General features: G+C 42.9%; 25 protein-coding genes. 23 read left to right on the forward strand and 2 right to left on the reverse strand.

The annotated features are described in order from the left end of the window. The 4 genes from RTV33_RS12815 to RTV33_RS12830 all read left to right on the forward strand — a co-directional run bounded on the left by RTV33_RS12815 (position 1) and on the right by RTV33_RS12830 (position 4,006). Entirely contained in the window at positions 1 to 1,320 is a 1,320-nt protein-coding gene (locus RTV33_RS12815) for a topoisomerase IV (protein WP_312644843.1), read from the forward strand. An 84-nt stretch (positions 1,321 to 1,404) separates the two neighbouring features. Then, on the forward strand, positions 1,405 to 2,058 hold the full coding sequence (locus RTV33_RS12820) for a VWA domain-containing protein (RefSeq protein ID WP_312644845.1): 654 nt from the start codon (positions 1,405 to 1,407) through the stop codon (positions 2,056 to 2,058). Continuing rightward, positions 2,058 to 2,921 (forward strand): ADP-ribosylglycohydrolase family protein, encoded by an 864-nt coding sequence (locus RTV33_RS12825; protein WP_312644847.1) that lies wholly within the window; start codon positions 2,058 to 2,060, stop codon positions 2,919 to 2,921. The genes RTV33_RS12820 and RTV33_RS12825 overlap by 1 nt, the downstream gene beginning before the upstream one ends. A gap of 62 nt (positions 2,922 to 2,983) precedes the next feature. Continuing rightward, positions 2,984 to 4,006 (forward strand): hypothetical protein, encoded by a 1,023-nt coding sequence (locus RTV33_RS12830; RefSeq protein ID WP_312644850.1) that lies wholly within the window; start codon positions 2,984 to 2,986, stop codon positions 4,004 to 4,006. A 317-nt stretch (positions 4,007 to 4,323) separates the two neighbouring features. On the opposite strand, the gene RTV33_RS12835 is transcribed toward RTV33_RS12830, so the two are convergent. Continuing rightward, a complete protein-coding gene (locus RTV33_RS12835) occupies positions 4,324 to 4,743 on the reverse strand; it encodes a VOC family protein (RefSeq protein ID WP_312644852.1) in 420 nt (139 codons plus the stop codon). Between the two features lie 133 nt (positions 4,744 to 4,876). Beyond that, complete coding sequence (locus RTV33_RS12840) at positions 4,877 to 5,704, reverse strand: MerR family transcriptional regulator (RefSeq protein WP_312644854.1); 828 nt, start codon at positions 5,702 to 5,704, stop codon at positions 4,877 to 4,879. A 621-nt stretch (positions 5,705 to 6,325) separates the two neighbouring features. Here RTV33_RS12840 and RTV33_RS12845 point away from each other — a divergent pair. The 19 genes from RTV33_RS12845 (at position 6,326) to RTV33_RS12935 (ending at position 19,195) form a co-directional block, all read left to right on the forward strand. Beyond that, a complete protein-coding gene (locus RTV33_RS12845) occupies positions 6,326 to 7,567 on the forward strand; it encodes an MFS transporter (protein ID WP_312644856.1) in 1,242 nt (413 codons plus the stop codon). 78 nt (positions 7,568 to 7,645) lie between these two features. Next, positions 7,646 to 7,990: a GIY-YIG nuclease family protein gene (locus RTV33_RS12850; protein ID WP_312644858.1), complete on the forward strand. Its 345-nt coding sequence runs from the start codon at positions 7,646 to 7,648 to the stop codon at positions 7,988 to 7,990. Beyond that, positions 7,987 to 8,451 carry a DUF6530 family protein gene (locus RTV33_RS12855; RefSeq protein WP_312644861.1) on the forward strand — a complete coding sequence of 155 codons (465 nt, stop codon included), beginning with the start codon at positions 7,987 to 7,989 and terminating at the stop codon, positions 8,449 to 8,451. Before RTV33_RS12850 ends, RTV33_RS12855 begins: the two co-directional genes overlap by 4 nt. A 1-nt stretch (position 8,452) precedes the next feature. After that, on the forward strand, positions 8,453 to 10,486 hold the full coding sequence (locus RTV33_RS12860; protein WP_312644863.1) for an AAA family ATPase: 2,034 nt from the start codon (positions 8,453 to 8,455) through the stop codon (positions 10,484 to 10,486). Positions 10,487 to 10,519: 33 nt separating this feature from the next. Then, positions 10,520 to 11,116 (forward strand): helix-turn-helix domain-containing protein, encoded by a 597-nt coding sequence (locus RTV33_RS12865; RefSeq protein ID WP_312644865.1) that lies wholly within the window; start codon positions 10,520 to 10,522, stop codon positions 11,114 to 11,116. Between the two features lie 24 nt (positions 11,117 to 11,140). After that, positions 11,141 to 11,302: a hypothetical protein gene (locus RTV33_RS12870; RefSeq protein ID WP_312644868.1), complete on the forward strand. Its 162-nt coding sequence runs from the start codon at positions 11,141 to 11,143 to the stop codon at positions 11,300 to 11,302. Between the two features lie 422 nt (positions 11,303 to 11,724). Beyond that, complete coding sequence (locus tag RTV33_RS12875) at positions 11,725 to 11,931, forward strand: type II toxin-antitoxin system Phd/YefM family antitoxin (protein ID WP_312644870.1); 207 nt, start codon at positions 11,725 to 11,727, stop codon at positions 11,929 to 11,931. A gap of 16 nt (positions 11,932 to 11,947) precedes the next feature. After that, positions 11,948 to 12,133, forward strand: a complete 186-nt coding sequence (locus RTV33_RS12880) for a hypothetical protein (RefSeq protein WP_312644872.1) — start codon at positions 11,948 to 11,950, stop codon at positions 12,131 to 12,133. Between the two features lie 13 nt (positions 12,134 to 12,146). Continuing rightward, positions 12,147 to 12,461 (forward strand): hypothetical protein, encoded by a 315-nt coding sequence (locus RTV33_RS12885; RefSeq protein WP_312644874.1) that lies wholly within the window; start codon positions 12,147 to 12,149, stop codon positions 12,459 to 12,461. A gap of 12 nt (positions 12,462 to 12,473) precedes the next feature. Next, positions 12,474 to 13,388 carry an MFS transporter gene (locus RTV33_RS12890; protein WP_312644876.1) on the forward strand — a complete coding sequence of 305 codons (915 nt, stop codon included), beginning with the start codon at positions 12,474 to 12,476 and terminating at the stop codon, positions 13,386 to 13,388. A 109-nt stretch (positions 13,389 to 13,497) separates the two neighbouring features. Next, a complete protein-coding gene (locus RTV33_RS12895; RefSeq protein WP_312644878.1) occupies positions 13,498 to 13,992 on the forward strand; it encodes a nucleotidyltransferase domain-containing protein in 495 nt (164 codons plus the stop codon). Between the two features lie 40 nt (positions 13,993 to 14,032). Further along, positions 14,033 to 14,422, forward strand: coding sequence for a cytidine deaminase (locus tag RTV33_RS12900; RefSeq protein WP_312644881.1), 390 nt, complete (start codon positions 14,033 to 14,035; stop codon positions 14,420 to 14,422). Further along, complete coding sequence (locus RTV33_RS12905) at positions 14,413 to 15,123, forward strand: MBL fold metallo-hydrolase (RefSeq protein ID WP_312644882.1); 711 nt, start codon at positions 14,413 to 14,415, stop codon at positions 15,121 to 15,123. Before RTV33_RS12900 ends, RTV33_RS12905 begins: the two co-directional genes overlap by 10 nt. After that, on the forward strand, positions 15,120 to 15,950 hold the full coding sequence (locus RTV33_RS12910) for a nucleotidyltransferase domain-containing protein (RefSeq protein ID WP_312644884.1): 831 nt from the start codon (positions 15,120 to 15,122) through the stop codon (positions 15,948 to 15,950). The genes RTV33_RS12905 and RTV33_RS12910 overlap by 4 nt, the downstream gene beginning before the upstream one ends. A 48-nt stretch (positions 15,951 to 15,998) precedes the next feature. Beyond that, positions 15,999 to 16,736 (forward strand): class I SAM-dependent methyltransferase, encoded by a 738-nt coding sequence (locus RTV33_RS12915; protein WP_312644886.1) that lies wholly within the window; start codon positions 15,999 to 16,001, stop codon positions 16,734 to 16,736. Between the two features lie 51 nt (positions 16,737 to 16,787). Beyond that, complete coding sequence (locus RTV33_RS12920) at positions 16,788 to 17,534, forward strand: methyltransferase domain-containing protein (protein ID WP_312644888.1); 747 nt, start codon at positions 16,788 to 16,790, stop codon at positions 17,532 to 17,534. Continuing rightward, positions 17,506 to 18,102 carry a GrpB family protein gene (locus RTV33_RS12925; RefSeq protein WP_312644890.1) on the forward strand — a complete coding sequence of 199 codons (597 nt, stop codon included), beginning with the start codon at positions 17,506 to 17,508 and terminating at the stop codon, positions 18,100 to 18,102. The genes RTV33_RS12920 and RTV33_RS12925 overlap by 29 nt, the downstream gene beginning before the upstream one ends. A 42-nt stretch (positions 18,103 to 18,144) precedes the next feature. After that, complete coding sequence (locus RTV33_RS12930) at positions 18,145 to 18,780, forward strand: Vat family streptogramin A O-acetyltransferase (RefSeq protein WP_312644891.1); 636 nt, start codon at positions 18,145 to 18,147, stop codon at positions 18,778 to 18,780. A gap of 49 nt (positions 18,781 to 18,829) precedes the next feature. Further along, positions 18,830 to 19,195: a DUF4180 domain-containing protein gene (locus RTV33_RS12935; RefSeq protein ID WP_312644893.1), complete on the forward strand. Its 366-nt coding sequence runs from the start codon at positions 18,830 to 18,832 to the stop codon at positions 19,193 to 19,195. Positions 19,196 to 19,302: the final 107 nt, after the last annotated feature.

Consider the following 19,302-nt stretch of genomic DNA (forward strand, 5'->3'; position numbering starts at 1 on the left):
ATGGATTGTTTTCTGATTACTGCATTACCTATAATAGCACTCGCTCTAATTGTTGGAGGGGTAGTTTTCCTGCGTAAAAAATCCAATTCCAACGGCAACAATGCCATAAGCACAGAACACACCGATTCAGTTAACTCGGAGGCGCTTGTAACAGCAGGAGGTGTTCAGGACGGTGAAATAACCATCCCGATTGAACTTTTACCTGTATCAACTCAAATTGACGAAAAAAGTTTGTTTGAAATTACAGACAGTACAGTTGTTGCTCGAATTTCAGAACTAATACCTTTTACATCACAGACCGGAACAAGGATGATGGCAAATAATGCTCTCAACTCCCTAAAAGGTACAGAGTTAATAAAAATGGATATTCCATTTTCACGACTCACGAAATCGAAAGATGTAGTAGACGCCGCAAGAGGTTATGTTCACGGCGGTAGGGGCGTAGCGGCACAAGCGAATTTAACTAAAGTTGATATGACCAAAGTCACAAAAGCAACTACTGTCGCAAACGGTGTGGCAAATGTAATGAATGTCGGCTCCTTGGTTGTCGGCCAGTATTATATGTCTGAAATAAGCTCTAAATTGGAAACCATGACGAAAAGCATAGATAAAATCGGCGATTTCCAAGATAGAGAGTTTAAAAGCCGAATACTGTCCGTGATTACCCTTGTTGGAGAAATTTCGCAATTCAGTTCTGAAATAATGGGGAATGATGGTCAGCGAACGCTCAAACTTTCAACCTTAGAGAATCTGAAAGCTACAGCTACCGAGCTGTTGGGGCAAGTAAACATTACGATATCTGACATTACCCAGAAATGCCCTAATCCTAATTATGAAAATTATCAATCCAAAGTTGAGGATTTTAAAGTTTTGGTCGAGTATCAGAACGTATTAGTTGCTGTTCTTGCGGAAATCAGCAAATTGACGTATTTGTTAGGCAAAGGGTCAATATCGACTGAGCGCAGTTACGTTGCATACAGCAAGTATTTGGGACAAGCTCGACAAACTCGAACCCTTCTTGGGCAATGGCACGATAAGCAAGTTACGGCACTGCATATCGACTTAAGCAAAGAGCGTATAACGAAGGCGGGTATTGAAGCAGTTGTTTCGGCGATACCTGGCTTGTTTGATGACAAATATAAATATAATGAACTTAGCCAGAGCTTCGTAAACAAAATAAGCACCCAAGTGCAAGCCATCCCCGAAAGTTCTGCCAAACCAAAGGAAGTCTACGATGCTGATGTGGAAATCATAATAAAAGGCGACAAATACTACTACTTGCACGATGCCGCAGGTAGCAGTCAACAAACAACGGAATGAACTATTTGTCGCTTACCAAGCGACCTCCCATCCGCCGTCAAGTAGTATTCTAAGATTACATTAAAATCTTAGGAGGCTACGAAAATGAAAAAGGGATTAACAGAACTGGTTTTTATACTCGACAAGAGCGGCTCGATGGGCGGCTTGGAAAGCGACACCATCGGTGGTTACAATTCGATGCTCGAAAAGCAGAAGGCGGTCGAGGGTGAATGCCACATCACAACGGTGCTATTCGATAACAATTATGAACTGCTCCACGACCGCATCGACATCAAGGCAATTAGCCCTATAACGGAAAAGGAGTACCAAGTCGGCGGTTCGACTGCGCTTCTTGACGCAATCGGCAGGACGATTCACAAAATTGGCAACGCCCAAAAACACACTGCGGACGACTACCGTGCCGAAAAGGTGATGTTCGTGATTATCACAGACGGCGAGGAAAACAGCAGCCGCGAATATTCTGCCGAAAAAGTCAAGGTGCAGATTGAACGGCAAAAGACGAAATATGGCTGGGAGTTCATCTTCCTTGGCGCAAACATTGACGCGGTGCAGACCGCAGGGCGATTTGGGATTGCGCCTGACAGGGCGATTAATTATTTCGCCGACAGCGAGGGAACGGAGTTGAACTTCAAGGTGATGGCAAGTGCCGTGGCAACTTTCCGCGAGACGGGGACAGTTGACGAGGCCTGCTTTGAGGAGATCCGTAAGGATGTGAAGCGGAGGGGAGGCCGGAAATAATGCTTGGAGCGATTATCGGTGACATCGTAGGTTCGGTCTACGAGTGGAATAACATCAAAACAAAGGACTTCCCGCTGTTCCGTGACGACTGCTTTTTCACGGACGACACTGTGATGACCATCGCCACAGCGGACGCTCTGATGAACGGCGGCAAAACCGACGACTTTATTGACGCATACAAGAAATGGGGACGCCTGTACCCTAATGCCGGATATGGCGGGCGGTTCGGTAGTTGGATTATTTCTGATGAGCGTGAACCGTACAACAGTTGGGGCAATGGCTCGGCGATGAGGGTATCGCCTTGTGCGTGGCTAATGGATTGCGGATTCTGTGCCCGTACAGGAATGTGGCCGTCAAACGGCAGAGAAAGAGCAAAAATGTCTGCCGAAGTGACGCACAACCATCCCGAAGGGATAAAGGGCGCACTGGCTGTGACGGACGCGATATTTATGTGCCGTTTTTATGTTGGCGGTTATGGGGACGATATGGGCAATAGTGTCAGCAAAGCACTAACACTTAACGAGTGGAAAGTAAAAATCAAAAAACATATAGAGCGGGAATACGCATATGACTTAAGCAAAACGCTCGATGAAATCCGCCCCACCTACCGCTTCAACGAAAACTGCCAGGACACCGTACCGCAGGCAATTATCGCTTTTCTTGAAAGTGCAGGCTTTGAGGATGCTATCCGCAACGCAATCTCCCTCGGAGGCGACAGCGACACCCTCGCCGCGATAACCGGCAGCATAGCCGAAGCCGCCTATGGAATCCCGGAGGATATAAAGGATAAGGCGCTGAGTTATCTTGACATTCCATTGCTCAAACCCTGCGAACGGTGGACAGCGCAACTTCAAAACAACTAAAATATAGATTTGCAAAATCAAAAGGTTTATTGAATTGGAATCAAAAGTGAGGAAACAATGGTATGAAAATTGAAATGGGAGAATCGCTTTTTTATTCGTGGCTTCGCCATGTGAAAGAATGCCATGTGGTGCAAACAAACTGGAAGCCTTCCTCCTCCTGGCAACTTCAAAATGAGGAGGAATTACAGCGTTTCATGAAAGCTACGGATGAGCATTTCCGAAATAAATATGGCTATGGCGTTTATAAAAACAACTCGCTTTCGCAGCTATTAATGCAAGCCGAGATAGACGCTATCGGTATTTGTCTATCCGAAAACGGTGCGGAAATATATGCCGTTGACGTTGCCTTTCATGAAAGCGGCCTAAATTATGGAGACCACCGAGAAACGGTTACACGGGTTACGAAAAAAATGATTCGCACCGCCTTGTGCCTGATTGGTTATTTCAGCATGATAAAGAGCGAAATAATCTTTGCTGCGCCTAAAGTTCACAATGCCATCCTATGTGATTTGGAGCCGTGTATTTCAGATTTGAATGCATTGTTTCTTGAAAATGGCTATCATTTCACAGCACGCATCATTGCCAATGATGATTTTAACGATATAGTCTTAAAGCCGATATTGATTGCCAGCGACGGTGTATCTGATACATCCGAGTTATTTATGCGAGGATATCAACTTGTAAAAATGTTCGGGGATGAACCACGGTCAACAAGACAGCGATCAACAATTATGGCGAACAGCAAAGCACTTTCTACCGACACGCTCTCCGAATTGAAGATAGGGAAAATAGCACAGACTCTGCTTCGTGAAGCACTGGAAAGCGGAAAAGTCGATGATGAGGAAATCAGCTTAATGCTTACAAAAGAATATTCGAAGAATGTGTTCGGCATAGACTTTCCGCTTCTTGTTTTGGCTAATGAAGAATGCGATTCAGTAAGATATTATGCCAAGCCGCTCATTATAAAAGGGGTGCAATATCGCCTTTGCTCGCAATGGTTTGAGGTTTCAGCCAATAATGACAGACCATTTTTATTAGCATGGCTTAAAGAAAATGGCGGACCGGCTATTATAAATGAAAATTGACATTTTTACATACACTTTAGAAAAAGAGAAAAGCTGGGCAGACTGCCGCCGCTTTCGATCCTGCGGATATGCACCGCATTCACCCCCGCACAGCTCCGATAGCTGCTCAGGGGTCAAGCCCTTGCTCTTTCTCAATTGGTTGATCCTTTTTCCTAATGCATGCCGCATTCTATTCTCACCTCTTTTTGTAACATAAAATTTTTATTTGTATATTCAGTGTAGCCCTTGGCATTATGACAAAGCCAAGGGCTACACGAAAAATATTTTTGCTTTTTCGGCGGCTATTTACGCTAGATGCTGCCTTTAGTTCGTACCATTTACCACTGTCCGGGGTTATTTCCCTCGTATTGCTCGTCGGAGGGTTCTACCCATTGAACAAGCTGATACACAATGCCATTAGGGTCGGTTACTTGAAAAAGCCTCTCACCCCAAGGGTCATCCTGCAATGGCGCTGAAATGTTTACATCCTCATTGGAAAGCCGCTCCAATTCCGCTTCTATGTCGTCTACCGTAAAGGCCGTAATCATTCCAGACGCTTCTTGGTGACGGATGGCTTGGGGTAGAACCTCGGTACCTTTCTGCATAAAAATAATTGGAAAATCAATGCTTTCATTAAATAGATATGCGAAGCCCACGGTGCTCCAGCGTTCTAAAAACCCGAAGTGCTCCTGTAGAAAGTGGCTGGATAACGAAACCTCTTTGACAGTAAACGATAGCGCGATAGCTTTGATTTTCATGTAATTGTCCTCCTTTTAGTAACTACTCGTTTGTTTCGATGATTGCAAAATCAGTTTATTCCTTGACACTGTGTCAAAGTCAAGGGCAAAACGTAAAATATTATGTAAAATATTTTCAGGGTTATGGTGGTGATTATTCACCGGTTCTTCCAACGGGTATTTGCAACTCGGTCAGAAAGTCGTTGGGATTTGTGGTAATTAGAAGGTCATGGAGAGCAATTCCACGCACATTGCCAACCACTTCATAACCGTTTTCCTCAATCCATATTCCCAAGCGTTCCATTGCGGAGCTATAATTTTCATAGGAGCCAGAAAATTTTATCGTAGCTGCATGGGGGATGGCTTTAAGGGTTTGGAACACAAATCCGTCGCTGTTGTTGTTTCCCAATTCATTCACAGGCAGGGATATTTCGATTTCTACATCGCTTTCCTTGTATTCGTCATCTAAGTAGTCGGAATATGCGCCTTCTCCTTTACAAATCGGGATATTATTTTCAATGATGAATTGGAACATTTTCTCCCAAACGTGTTCTTCGTCGCTATAGTCAGCAATAACCTCTTTTAGCGAAATAACCTTAATTTCTGGTAACGCCTTTAATTCAACGTCATATACCATGGGCTTATCTCCTCGTAGCTGAAACCGCATATCCATAAGTTTTTCGAGTCGCGCTTGTTCTGCCGCAATAGTAGCTTGAATTTCCTTTGCCTTTTTTTTCAGGGCTTTTTCTAAATATCTAGCATTATCGTAATTCGGCAGAATATCCCCAATTTCTTCAATAGAAAATCCCATATCACGCAAATCAACGATTTTATTCAACAAGGAAATTTGTTTCATGCTAAAAAACCGATAGCCTGTAACATGGTCTATTTCAGCGGGATATAGCAGGCCGCACTTTTCGTAATGCCTGAGCATACGCGCCGATACACGGACAAGTTTTGAAAATATACCGATTCGGAACATTGCCACACCTCCTATTTCTTGCTATTTTGTTACAATTAACAGTGTATACCTTGACACTGTGTCAAAGTCAAGGGCCATTAACCTCTATTTTGTAACCTCTATTTGTTCGCTAACTAGCGACAGATTTTCCCGTGATATATGCTGCGGTAATGGAGGCTTCGCACTGTGGCAAGTCTGCTGGCTTTCCTTCAAACAAGATTTCTCCACCACGGATACCACCATCAGCACTAAGGTCAATTATCCAGTCGGCGTTTCGCATAACATCCAGATTATGCTCAACGACAATTACTGTACTTCCCTTATCAACCAGCTTGTTAATTATCCCTAAGATACTGGTAATATCGGATATGAGCGGGCCTTGTGGTCGGGCGGTAGCTTTTCCATGAGGAGCTGGAACTGGCTCTTGCCCTTTACCTCGCTGGGGCCAGCAAATCCTGCACCAGCTTGAACACGCTGATGATATGGCGGCAGTACACCTTATGCCCATCTTTTTCGGTGGGCAGCAGATATTCCGCAAATGGCTTAGTTTCCTCCGTAACCCTGTATCATTGAAATGGTCTACGGAGCGTGGATTGTTCTATATATCATATCCTTTTACAATAAGTAAGGAGGTAAATGATTATGGATAATTCAAAAATTGCCATGACAACAGAACAAAAGTGGAAATTACCATTTTTGCTGATTGTTATTGGGCAGTCTATTTCACTAATTGGGAGTTCCGCTGTTCAGTTTGCATTAATTTGGTGGATTACCAGCGAAACAAATTCCGCATTGCTCTTGGGGTTATCTGGTATGGTAGCTTATGTTCCTGTAGTTTTATTCAGCCCAGCTGCCGGGGTTATAGCTGACCGGTATAATCGAAAGGTCATTTGTATTTGTGCTGACCTGTTTGTAGGACTGTCTGCCGCTGTATTTGCGCTTTTATTGTGGCTTTATGAGATGCCAATTTGGATTTCGTTGCTTGTACTTTTAATGCGAGCGATTGGGAATACTTTTCATTCCCCGTCTATTCGCTCAATTATTCCACAAATGGTTCCTGCGGAGCAGCTTGTACAGGCAAACAGCTGGAATCAGATGATGCAGTCTGGTTCCTATATACTTGGGCCTATTTTAGGTGCAGCCATGTATGCAGCCTTCCCCATAAATGCCATATTGCTTACTGATCTTATGGGAGCTATTGTGGCTTGTTGTTTATTAGGTGTAGTAAAAGTTCCGAAGCTGATAGCAAAAAACAAAGTAAAGCAAAGCTTTAAAGACGATTTTAAGGAAGGATTATCGGTGTACGCCGCAGATAGAAAACTGCTTGTTATCATTATAGCCGAAACTTTGTGTTTGATTTTCTATATGCCTTTGACAACTTTTTTCCCGCTAATGATCAGCAGCCATTTTCACGCGGGTGCATGGTATGCCAGTGCAGGGTCTTTGAGCTGTGCGCTGGGTATGATGGCAAGTGCCATACTACTTAGCAGCAGATTGAGAGTAAAGAACAAACTGAAAACGGCTTATGTTGGTCTTGGGATTATGGGAATTGCTGTTCTGTTCTGTGGCTTACTGCCATCATCGCTTATAGCGTGCTGGCTTTTCATTTTTGCCTGTGCTTTTATTGGCGGAGGTGGTAATATCCATACCATACCATTAACGGCTTATATGCACGAAACCATTTCGCGCGAAAAAATGGGCAGAGCATTTTCCTTGCTATCAGCAACTTCATCTGTTACAATGCCGATTGGACTTGCCATAGCAAGCCCGGTGGCCGAAGTTATCGGTATTAGTAAGTGGTTTTTTATTTCAGGCATTGGGATTTGCCTTATTACTTCAATTGCACTGCTTTTCCAAAAAAGATCAAATTGGACTTTTGAATAACCCGCGCTCTGTTTTGTCTACGGAGCGTGGATTATTTTTTAGAGCATATAAGTGTATACTAAAGTCGAGGTGAAAACAATGGATATAAAAAGAAAAAAAGAACTTTTGGAATCCTATAAAAACAGGCATCCGGAAATGGGTGTAATTTCTTACTGCTGTAAAGAAACCGGCGAAATATTCTTAGGTATTTCCAAAGATACAAAGGCGGATTTTAACGGCACTAATATGAAATTGTCAGCCAACTGGCACCCTAATAAAAAATTACAGGAACTTTGGAACAAATATGGCCCGGAAGGCTTTGAACTATCAGTTATCAAAGTGCTAAAGTATGATGACCCAAGCGAAGATCATACAGCGAAATTAGAAAGTTTAAGAGAGCAGTGTCTCGCTGCTAATCCAAATGCAAGGAGGATATGGCGATGAATGAAAAAATTGTTATGGTGTCGAACGATTATGACCTCATAGACGGCAGAAATGCTTATCAATCTGACATCAAAAGCTTAACATTAGGTGAACCTATGCTGGATGAAAATAAAAAAATGCAGATTGCCGCACAGATCTGGAAAACCGGTAAAGATGGCGAATTGTTTTTGGCACAGGAGCTGCCTATCCATCAAGTATTTGACTTGATGATCTTTTTATCCAGAACATTGCTTTATTTTAAAGAGGCTTACCGGCTTCCGCTTTTATATGACCCGGAAAAACCCACAGTGGAACGAGTTGGGGTACAAGGTGGGGTATTACCTGTAGAAGTTTGTGTAGATAATCAAAACATCAATGAGGACATTAAAGCATTTGCCCAAAGTCTGAATGATTTAGGGGAATTGATTGGAGAACGTAAGCGGGTCCTTAGCCGCATTTTAGAAGAATTGGAGTTATATTAATATGAAACAGACTTGTGTTTTGTCACCTGCCAGACAGCTGACAGAAGAGGAGCAATCCCTTGTCTGGCAAAAACCACCTTCGCATATTGAAAGTGAAGCAGAAAAACGTATATATCAAGAAGTAGTAAGGAATTGGAACCGCGGTGAAATGAAAATCAGTACAGTTTTACTGGAGGGCGATGCAGGATCGGGGAAAACCCAGCTTGCCAAAGCCCTCTCTGCTGATTTTAACCTGCCTTATACGAAAATAACCTGTTTTGCAGATATGGATAAATCCGATGTGTTGGGCTCTATTTTACCGGTATTATCTGAAAAGGATAAATCAGATACGGTTGAATATTGCTATTATCCATCAGAAATTGTCCGCGCTTATGAAAATGGATGGCTCTTGGAGATTCAGGAACCGACAGTCATCCGGGACGCCGCTGTTTTAATGGCTCTGAATTCTGCACTGGAACCGGATGGTAGTCTAAACTTACCTACCCGTATCGCACATAGGCATCCGGATTTTATTGCTGTTATTACAACAAACCGCGGCTACAATGGCTACCGCCCTTTAAATGAGGCTTTGCGTGATAGAGTGCAGCATGCAGAAAAACTGGATTTACCACCCAAAGAAGTTATGATGGAACGGGCCAAAGCTAAGACCGGTTATCGATCTGAAAATGTTCTTTCTCTTTTAGCCGAAACAATTATGCTGCTGGATGAAACCGCTCGGGCTAATGCAATTAAAGGTGTGGCTGGGATGCGCTCCTATATCTTTTGGGTTGATGCTGTCGCAAGTGGTGCACCAGTGCGAAGTACCCTATATCATAAGGTGCTCTATAAAATTACCACTGATCCACAGGAGCTTGCCATTTTAGAGCAGGCACTGGTAAGCCGTGGTTTGACAGATAAGCTTGAAGAATTAGATATTATCTGTCATTCTCATCCGGATGGGGAGAATCCGGAAGTAATGGAACTTCATATTTCAGGAAACGGGGAATACTCTGCAGAAACAGATAAAGCTGATAAAAATGCAATCCGTCTGAGAAAATCAGCAGACAGTGATGGGCATTCGGATACGAGCAGCGATAAGAATTCTGATGTGTCAAGCAATGATAATGGAGAAAATGGCACTCCAGTTTACCATGAGCTGGATAAACCCGTTTCAAATGAACAAAAAAGGGAATTTCGCAAACAGTTAAACAAAGAAGCCCGGCAAAGTGTTCAAGGCAGCTGCCATGAAGATATTAAGCTTATTGTCCACCGCCCGGAAGCTTCCGCTCAAGACAGAGACGGATATAACAGCATGGCTGCAACTTTGCTGCCGGTTATTCGGGAATTAATCCGAAAAACAAACCCGCTTTTAGAGCATGAAGTTTCCGCTGAATTTGCTAAATCTCAGCTTTATGGCACAAAATTCTGCGCGGATCAGGCCGCTTCTTTAGATTTCCGTGTATTTGCCCGCAAGCGCCCACCTGAGGAAGAACCCTCCCTTGCAGTTGCTCTTCGGATTGACGAATCTGCATCAATGTCAGCCTTTGGCCGTTTGGATGCAGCAAAACAGGCAGCCGTCGCTTTATATGAATTCTGCACTGGGTGTGGCATTCCGATCATGGTTTACGGAGATACAGCAGACCGCTCCAAGCTGGAGCAAATGTCCGTCTATGCCTATGTAGACTTTGAAAGCAAAGATGCAGATGAAAAATATGCTCTTATGGACATTCAGGCTCGCAGCAACAATCGGGATGGTATGGCACTTAGGATTATTTCCGATAGATTGCTTAATGCACCGCAAAGAACCAAAGTAATAATCAGCATCAGCGACGGTCAGCCTAAGGCTATGCCCGATTATACAGGTGAAAAAGCAGCTCGTGATATGAAAGATACTTTGCAGGAATATAGGCGAAAAGGCATCCAGTTCCTGGCCGCAGCTATTGGGCAGGATAAAGAGGCTATCCGTGAACTTTACGGTGCTGAAAACACATTGGATATTACCGATTTGAAGCAGCTCCCGGCAAGATTGGTACAAGTAATCGCAAGGTTCCTGTAGTATGGTATACTAAGCAGAAATGGAGGTGGTGGCATGGATTGTGTGAAAATAGGCAATTTAATAGCCAAGCTGCGAAAGGAAAAAAACCTTACCCAGAGAAATATTGCAGATGCATTGGGTATTCAAAATAAAACGGTTTCTAAATGGGAATGTGGTTTAGGGTGTCCTGATCTATCGCTGTGGCCGGAACTGTCTGCTATTTTGGGCGTTGATATGAAACAGATGATGGAGGGTGAAATTACATCAAACAAGCCAGATAGCGGCAACATTGATAAAATACGTTTTTATGTATGTCCTTCCTGCGGAAATATTCTGGTTAGCACAGGAAGTGCCTCTATTTTCTGTTGCGGAAGAAAATTAGAACGCATCCTCCCTACGGATGCGACTATTGCACCCAAAATCACAGTGGAGGAAATGGATACTGATTACTTTATCACCTTTGACCATCCAATGACCAAAGAACATTATATTTCCTTTATGGCCTTTGTTAAAAGTGACAGAGTATTTCTGAATCGCTTGTACCCGGAACAAAGCCCAAGTTGTAGGTTTCCTATAATTACTGGCGGTAAACTATATGTTTATTGTAATAAGCATGGATTGTTAGTATATGCAGATTACCTAACAAATTGAAAGACTCTGCAAGGAACAGCTGACATGGAGCGAACAACCATCTCCGGTCATCGAAGAAATAATGCTTGGAAGCAAAACCAACTTGAGGATAACTCGTTCGCAACAAGTCGCCAGTTGATGAATGTGTACGGAAAGCCCGAAAAGCGGTATGAAGTCCGCAGCGAGGATAACGCCGTAGACGTATAGATTCACGATTGAGAGGTTCACTTTTAACCATTACCCACTGTCTTTTAACGGTTACTCTGAAAAATGCACCGCTACCCTGAAATTTAACGATTACTTTTGTGTATCGGTCGAGGTGTTCCACACCAAGCCCCGAAATGCCCGATGTACTAAAACGCAAAAAGGTCGTGAGAACCCAGTAATACTGGACTCTCACGGCTTTTTTATGAACACAAAAAACGGCAGCAGTGCTGACGTTACCGCCACACTACCGCCGCCTAAAACTCACACGCCATGTGAATCTTTTTTTAAGAAGATTTTAAACCATTATATGCACTGAGTTGCAATTTGCTTATAAAAAGACATTGAGAAAGGCATTCCAATTGTAATTACTTTGTGATAAAATACTATATGTATGACTATGCACGATGAAGGAGGGGCTGAAAGTGCCAGACAAAAAACCGATAGAACCGATGGAGCATCACAATATTGGTGATTTCTTGAAAGGTCAGTCATCCAAGATACTGACCGCAATAGCTGACGGAGATAAAACTGCATTCGTTCTCAAGAATGGCAAGCCCATCGTGGTTGTTATGTCTAACGAGCGCTACGCAAGGCTGCTTAAAGCCGGGATTGATATCAATGATTATTAATATGGAGGCCTTCAGAATGGTTAAAGAACGAATTACCGACGTTGTGATGGATGACGCCAGTATTAATGTCAGCAAAGAAGTCGATCTTGTATTCTCTATTGCTAACAGTTTGAGGGGTGGTCAGGTTAGATGTCAGAGGTTTACGAGTATCGGTTTTGATGTTTTTTTGATTTTTACAGGGTTGTGTGGTCAGGTTGGATAAGGAGAAAATACTTATGAATCAATATAGTCAAAATAATTGGAAACGAAACTTTCTTACCATTGCCGGAGGGCAGACAGTGTCGCTGATAGGCAGTGCCGCTGTGCAGTTTTCTCTAATATGGTGGCTGGCAAGTGAAACGGGATCCCCTATTATGATGTCCATCGCGGGCGTGTTCGCCTTTTTACCTCAACTTATTCTCGGTCCTTTTGTGGGAGTATGGGTTGACCGACTTAGCCGTAAAACCGTCATCATAGCAGCAGACCTTTTCATTGGATTAGTAGCCCTTGTTTTTGCTCTGGTATTTTTGTTTGATACGCCACCCTATTAGTCGGTTTGTGTGGTGCTGGGTATTAGAGCTATAGGCAATGTTTTTCACAGTCCAGCCATCCAGGCAGCGGTACCCATGCTGGTGCCGCAACAGGAGCTGGTGCGTGCCAACGGATGGAGTCAGTTTATGCAGTCGGGTGCTTTCCTGCTGGGGCCTGTACTTGGCGCAGCCATGTATGCTGCCCTACCCCTTTGGATCATTTTATTGTCTGATTTGGCAGGCGCGCTTGTAGCCAGTGCTACTGTGGCACTTGTAAAAATACCTGATCCGGAGAGGAAAACACAACAAATTCCGCATTTTTTCCATGAAATGAAGGAAGGTGCGGCAGCCATATGGCAGGATAGAAAGCTCTTTATCGTGACATCGGCCACCATGCTCGGCATGGTGTTTTACGCACCTTTATCCACCTACTATCCGCTTATGACAAGTGATTACTTCAAAGCTGACGCATGGCATGCGAGTATGGTCAACTTCGGTTACGCAGGCGGGATGATGCTCTGCGCGATAATCCTTGGAAAATTCGGTACCATCAAAAATAAATTTCCGGTTATCCATCTGGGACTTTTAGGTATGGGAACATCTTCGTTGCTCTGCGGTCTATTGCCTGCAGAGATGTTCTGGTTTTGGATATTTGCAGCATTATGCACACTACTTGGGGCAAGCAGTAACTTGTATAATATCCCCTATATCGCCTATATGCAGGAAACCATCCCGCCTGAACGAATGGGGCGTGCCTTTTCCTTGATTGGAAGCCTCAGCTCAGCTACTATGCCTTTGGGATTGCTCATAGCAGGCCCAATTACCGAAAATCGCGGAGTATCGTTGTGGTTTTTTGTATCCGGAATCGCGCTCCTTATACTTACGCTGATAAGTGCCCTGTTCGTTCTTCCACGAAAGGCGGATAAAGTAGGACAAAGTAAAAGTTGATTGTTGTAACAATAAATTGGAATATAACGTTAGGATAAAATACTTTGCAGTATGGTATGGAAATGGGAAGTTTTGCAACAATAAAAAGGTATTTAGTAAAGGGGATCCTATGAATAACAATGAAACAACAAGTAAAGAAAACCTATTTGATGTTTTAAATCTGTTAGAAGATTTGAATATAAAGTATTGGGTTGATGGTGGTTGGGGAGTTGATATCCTGACCGGAAAACAAAATAGGGATCATAGAGATATAGACATTGATTTCAATGGGGAATCTGAGGAAGTCTTATTGGCTGCACTAAAAGATAAGGGATATAAAATCACGACTGATTGGAGTCCTGCACGCATTGAGCTGCATCACCCGGAACTAAGTTATATAGATATACACCCTTTAATAATAAATAAGGATGGAAGCGCTCGGCAGGCTGATCCGCAAGGCGGCTGGTATCATTTTGAAGCAAAATGGTTTTCTTCTTCAATATTTGAAGGTAGAGTGATTCCATGTATTTCGGCAGAGGCTCAGAAAATTTTTCATAGTGGATATGAATTGAGAGAAGTTGATCATATCGATCTGAAAAATCTTGATAGCCTCATTTCAGAGTAGTGTATCACAGATGAAACAAATATTTTACAAGGGGAATTAAATGAATAAACAAGAATTATATCAAATTGCTTACAGTGCAATCAATCATAAAATGCTCAGAAGATTTGGCGAGGCGGGGCATGTGGCGTGCGCGCTGGAAACAACCAGCGGTGCTATCTACACGGGAATATGCATCGACATTCCCTGTTCAATCGGCTTATGTGCTGAGCAGTCTGCCATCGCTGAGATGCTCAAAAAGGGTGAAACTGAAATCAAGCGGATTGTTGCCGTTTTTGAGGACGGAAGCATCCTTCCCCCTTGTGGGAGATGTAGAGAGTTTATCGCACAGATAGACGATAACAATGACGCCACCTTCATCGTGATGCCCCAGATGAAGGAAATACTGCTGAGGGACTTATTGCCGGAACGGTGGGATAGTAAGTGGGACTAAAAGCAATAACCGATAAAGTGTTTTATTATCCCCATCAAACGGATACCGACCGGCCCATGCTGGCTTATCTGAAAGGAAATAAGTTTGCCCTTGCCATTGACGCAGGAAACTCCGCCATGCATGTTGACGAGTTTTATGTGGCATTGGAGGCGGCTGGCTTACGCAAGCCGGATTTCACGATAATTACCCACTGGCATTGGGACCACACCTTTGGAATGCATCATATTGGAGGCGCATCTATCGCACACAGCAAAACCAATGAATTATTACGGCAGGAAAGAAACAAGCTGTCAGATGGTGCGTATGTTGATTTTTTGAAGGAAGATGATCCGTGTTTCGGGAGAGAATATGCAGGCGACAAAGAAATTATAGTTGTCTCGTCCGACATGGAATTTGCGGATGAACTTATCCTTGACCTTGGAGGAATAACAGCCATTATGTATCATGCGGTGTCTCCGCATTCTGAGGATACAGTACTTATCCATATCCCGGAAGAAAAGGTTTTGTTTTTGGGTGACGCAACAAGTGAAGATTTTTTCAATAATGGTTACATGGACAGGGATAAGCTAAACACGTTGATAAACGAGATAGAAAAAACAGATTGCCAATACTGTGTATTGAGTCATACAGAGCTATTAACAAAGCAAGATTTATTGAACTATTTATATTCCATAAGCAACGTTCATGGAGGGAGATTATGAAAGAAATTAAAACAACATTAGATAAAGTTGTATCAACATTGGCAGATGTTTCAGGCATCCAAGCGATTGTGCTTGGCGGCTCGCGTGCAAGGGGCACGCATTCCCCTGAATCGGATATTGATATCGGTATCTATTACGATAAAGCCACACTTGACCTTGTATCTTTAAACAAGGCAGCTCAATTAATAGATGATGAACATCGGGATAATCTGGTTGTTCCTCCCGGTGAATGGGGTAAATGGGTGAATGGCGGAGGTTGGCTCGTTATTAACGGATACCATGTTGACTTTATTCTGCGTGACGCGGAAAGAGTAGAAAATGTGATTGCCGAATGTCAGCAAGGGGATATTTCCGCACATTATCAAACGGGACATCCCCATGCTTACATGAATGTGATGTATATGGGAGAATTGGCAGTTTGTAAGATGCTGTGGGATAAGCAGGGCAATATCTCAACCCTGAAGAGTATTGCCGAACAATATCCGCTAAAGCTAAAGAAAGCTATTATTGGTTTCTTCGGGTTTGAAGCGGAGTTTTCTTTAATGTTTGCGGAAAGCAATGCTGAGAAAAACGATGTTTATTATGTTATTGCTCATATTGTACGAGCGATCTCAGCGCTGAACCAGGTGTTATTTGCAGTAAATGAAGAATACTGCTTGAACGAGAAAAAGGCAGTCGGCATGATAGATAGCTTTAGCATCCACCCGCTTGACTACAAAGATAAAGTAAATTCGATTTTTGCGGCAGCCGGAACAGATGGAGAAAATGCCTGTGTGCAGCTAAAGCAATTGATTAACGAAGTGAGAGGTATTCTTCCGAATGATTGATGAACATATATTCCGGTAGATATTAACTGCCACAAAGAAGGTGAGAGTATGAACAACATTTATGACAATAAACAATTTTTTGATGAGTATGCGAAAATGTCACGAAGTCAACAAGGCTTATCAGGTGCAGGCGAATGGCATCAGTTCAAGTCCTTGTTTCCTGACTTAAGCGACAAAAGCGTACTCGATCTTGGATGCGGTTACGGTTGGCACTGCAAATATGCTGTGGAATGCGGTGCAAAGCAGGTGCTGGGCATCGACTTGAGTGAAAAAATGATACAGGAAGCAAAAGAAAAAAACGCCGACCCTAAAATTATCTATCGGGTCTGCGGACTGGATGATTATGATTATCCCGCCAATTCATATGATTGCGTGATTTCCAATCTGGTGCTTCATTACATTGCAGATATTGACACAATCTTCAGAAAAGTATATCTGACGCTAAAGGCGGAAGGCGTTTTCCTTCTTAACATCGAACATCCTGTTTTCACGGCGGGTGTGAACCAGGACTGGATTTATGATTCTGACGGCAAGCCACAGTATTGGCCAATTGATGATTACTTTTACTCCGGAGAAAGGGTGACACATTTTCTTGGGCAGAATATTACGAAACAACACCACACACTGACGCAAATTCAAATGGGACTCATGAATGCCGGATTCCGGCTGGAAGCTGTTGAAGAAGCGATGCCGAGCGCCGATATGATGGAGATTCCGGGTATGAAGGATGAAATGCGGCGACCGATGATGTTGCTAATTAAATCACTGAAGCAAGGAGCGCGATAAACCCAATTTAAGGGAGATAGAAAAAATATATATTTTACAAGGAGAATTAAAATGGATTTATTAGAATTAATCATAGAGTATCACAAGGATAACGAACGGCAGGGACCGGGGAGCAAAGAAGCGACATTAAAAGCACTAAGCTATATTCCTTATTTGAATGAAAAAACTAAAATATTGGACATCGGATGCGGAACCGGCGGTCAGACAATAACCCTTGCAAAAAACACAGCTGCACATATCACAGCGGTCGATATGTTTCCGCAGTTTTTAGAAATGCTTATGAAAAAATCCAAAGAGAATAACCTTATTAACCGTATTGTAGCTGAAGAAATGCTGATGGAAAGCTTAACCTTTAAGGAAAACTCTTTTGATGTAATATGGTCGGAGGGAGCTATCTACAACATCGGTTTTGAAAAAGGACTGTCGCTGTGGAGAAAATATTTAAAGGATAACGGTTATATCGCTGTTTCTGAAATCTCATGGCTGACTGATACAAGACCGGATGAAATCGAGCAGTACTGGGTTAATGCATATTCCGAGATTGACACAATCGAAAATAAGCTATCAGTTATTGAGAAATGCGGATATACTTCCGTCGCCCATTTTGCACTGGACGATAAATGCTGGATCGATAATTATTATCAGCCGCTTATAGATAACTCCGAAGCGTTCCTTAAAAAATATAATTATGCAGATGAGGTAAAAGATTTCCTTGAGCAAGGCAAGATAGAAGCCGATATGTACAATCGTTTTAAGGATTATTACAGTTATGTTTTCTATATCGCAAAGAAAAAATAGCAGCTCTATGCCTACAACGGATGAAGAGTTGCAAAGGAACACGGTTGGCGAGCTGAAGCTGCACAATGCGCCGATTACACTTGTTGAATACGATCCGAGTTGGCCTGAATTGTTTGAGCGGGAAGCGAACCGGATTCGTTCAATACTCGGCAGCAAAGCTTTGCAAATTGAACACGTGGGCTCAACCTCGGTACCAGGGCTATGCGCCAAGCCAATCATTGATATGCTTATGGCTGTGGAGGATTCTGCAGACGAGCCATCCTATGTCCAGGCATTGGAAGCAGCCGGTTACATGTTGCGGATTCGGGAGTCTGACTGGTTCAAGCATCGTCTGTTTAAAGGACCAGATACCGACATCAACCTGCATGTGTTCAGTTCGGGTACATCAGAGATTGATAGAATGTTGCGCTTTCGAGATTGGTTACGGTCCAATGAAATCGACCGGGAGAAATATGCGCAAGTCAAGCGAAGATTGGCAAAGAAAAAGTGGCGGCATGTTCAGCACTATGCGAATGTCAAAACATCAATAGTACAGGAAATCATGGAACGGGCGAATGCTAATATATAGCATAAGATTAATAAGTATACCCTGAAGAAGGAGGTTCGCCCCATGCAGTATGGCCCTAACCCTAACGCCATATATCCCAATGAAAAAATAAAAAGCGTATGCTACATCAAGAATGTTATAACCCGTCCTAATATCATCGTGGGCGATTACACGTATTACGACGATATCAACGGAGCGGAGCGGTTTGAAGAGCACGTGACGCATCATTATGAGTTTTTAGGCGACAAACTCGTAATCGGAAAATTCTGCGCCATTGCCAAAGGTATCGAGTTTGTAATGAACGGTGCCAATCACAGGATGTGCAGTGTCACCACCTACCCATTTAACATCATGGGCCACGGTTGGGAAAAGGTTACACCGACGCTGGAAGAACTACCGTTCAAAGGTGATACCGTTGTCGGAAATGATGTGTGGATTGGGCAGAATGTCACGATTATGCCCGGAGTGCATATTGGGGATGGGACAATCATTGCAGCTAATTCCGTTGTAACAAAGGACATACCGGCTTACCATATTGCGGGCGGAAACCCTGCCCGAATCATTCGGAAACGGTTTGATGACGATCTCATCCGCTATCTGCTGGAGCTGAAGTGGTGGAATTGGTCTGCTCAAAAAGTTTTCGAGAATCTTGAAATCCTATGCAGTGATGATCTGACAAAAATAAAGGGAATCAAGTAACCTATTATGATAACGCAATAAATCATACTTTTTAGGAGATAATTTAATCATGGATATAAAGAAGATTACGGCTAACGGCAATGAAATAGCTATTGTAAACAGCGATGAGGTTTGCATTTCAGATGTGCAGTCCGCACTGGAATTCATGATGTCTGTAAATTATGAAACAGGAAGCCATTCCATTATATTGAACAAAGATGCGGTGACCCCGGACTTTTTTGTTTTGAGTACGAGGATTGCCGGTGAAATTCTACAAAAGTTTATCATTTACCAGTTTAAGTTTGCGATTGTTGGCGACTTTTCAGGCTATACAAGCAAGCCGCTGAAAGATTTTATATATGAAAGCAATAAAGGAAGAGATATCTTCTTTGTGTCTTCCGAAGAAGATGCTATTGAGAAATTGAGCAGAACATAATCCGTTTCATATCTTGAGATTGCAGTTAAAATATAGTATAATAATTTAAAGTGAAAGCGGGGTAGAAATATGTATTTGATATTCATGTAATTTAGTTTTTAAGCACT

Source organism: Hydrogenoanaerobacterium sp. (genome assembly GCF_032017025.1).
In the GTDB taxonomy this organism is placed as follows: Bacteria; Bacillota; Clostridia; order Oscillospirales; family Ruminococcaceae; genus Hydrogenoanaerobacterium.

Excerpts from the sequence above, each read along its gene's own strand:
- RTV33_RS12815 (WP_312644843.1), top strand. The coding sequence starts at position 1 with ATGGATTGTTTTCTGATTACTGCATTACCTATAATAGCACTCGCTCTA.
- RTV33_RS12820 (WP_312644845.1), top strand. The coding sequence starts at position 1,405 with ATGAAAAAGGGATTAACAGAACTGGTTTTTATACTCGACAAGAGCGGC.
- RTV33_RS12825 (WP_312644847.1), top strand. The coding sequence starts at position 2,058 with ATGCTTGGAGCGATTATCGGTGACATCGTAGGTTCGGTCTACGAGTGG.
- RTV33_RS12830 (WP_312644850.1), top strand. The coding sequence starts at position 2,984 with ATGAAAATTGAAATGGGAGAATCGCTTTTTTATTCGTGGCTTCGCCAT.
- RTV33_RS12835 (WP_312644852.1), bottom strand. The coding sequence starts at position 4,743 with ATGAAAATCAAAGCTATCGCGCTATCGTTTACTGTCAAAGAGGTTTCG.
- RTV33_RS12840 (WP_312644854.1), bottom strand. The coding sequence starts at position 5,704 with ATGTTCCGAATCGGTATATTTTCAAAACTTGTCCGTGTATCGGCGCGT.
- RTV33_RS12845 (WP_312644856.1), top strand. The coding sequence starts at position 6,326 with ATGGATAATTCAAAAATTGCCATGACAACAGAACAAAAGTGGAAATTA.
- RTV33_RS12850 (WP_312644858.1), top strand. The coding sequence starts at position 7,646 with ATGGATATAAAAAGAAAAAAAGAACTTTTGGAATCCTATAAAAACAGG.
- RTV33_RS12855 (WP_312644861.1), top strand. The coding sequence starts at position 7,987 with ATGAATGAAAAAATTGTTATGGTGTCGAACGATTATGACCTCATAGAC.
- RTV33_RS12860 (WP_312644863.1), top strand. The coding sequence starts at position 8,453 with ATGAAACAGACTTGTGTTTTGTCACCTGCCAGACAGCTGACAGAAGAG.
- RTV33_RS12865 (WP_312644865.1), top strand. The coding sequence starts at position 10,520 with ATGGATTGTGTGAAAATAGGCAATTTAATAGCCAAGCTGCGAAAGGAA.
- RTV33_RS12870 (WP_312644868.1), top strand. The coding sequence starts at position 11,141 with ATGGAGCGAACAACCATCTCCGGTCATCGAAGAAATAATGCTTGGAAG.
- RTV33_RS12880 (WP_312644872.1), top strand. The coding sequence starts at position 11,948 with ATGGTTAAAGAACGAATTACCGACGTTGTGATGGATGACGCCAGTATT.
- RTV33_RS12885 (WP_312644874.1), top strand. The coding sequence starts at position 12,147 with ATGAATCAATATAGTCAAAATAATTGGAAACGAAACTTTCTTACCATT.
- RTV33_RS12895 (WP_312644878.1), top strand. The coding sequence starts at position 13,498 with ATGAATAACAATGAAACAACAAGTAAAGAAAACCTATTTGATGTTTTA.
- RTV33_RS12900 (WP_312644881.1), top strand. The coding sequence starts at position 14,033 with ATGAATAAACAAGAATTATATCAAATTGCTTACAGTGCAATCAATCAT.
- RTV33_RS12910 (WP_312644884.1), top strand. The coding sequence starts at position 15,120 with ATGAAAGAAATTAAAACAACATTAGATAAAGTTGTATCAACATTGGCA.
- RTV33_RS12915 (WP_312644886.1), top strand. The coding sequence starts at position 15,999 with ATGAACAACATTTATGACAATAAACAATTTTTTGATGAGTATGCGAAA.
- RTV33_RS12920 (WP_312644888.1), top strand. The coding sequence starts at position 16,788 with ATGGATTTATTAGAATTAATCATAGAGTATCACAAGGATAACGAACGG.
- RTV33_RS12925 (WP_312644890.1), top strand. The coding sequence starts at position 17,506 with ATGTTTTCTATATCGCAAAGAAAAAATAGCAGCTCTATGCCTACAACG.
- RTV33_RS12930 (WP_312644891.1), top strand. The coding sequence starts at position 18,145 with ATGCAGTATGGCCCTAACCCTAACGCCATATATCCCAATGAAAAAATA.
- RTV33_RS12935 (WP_312644893.1), top strand. The coding sequence starts at position 18,830 with ATGGATATAAAGAAGATTACGGCTAACGGCAATGAAATAGCTATTGTA.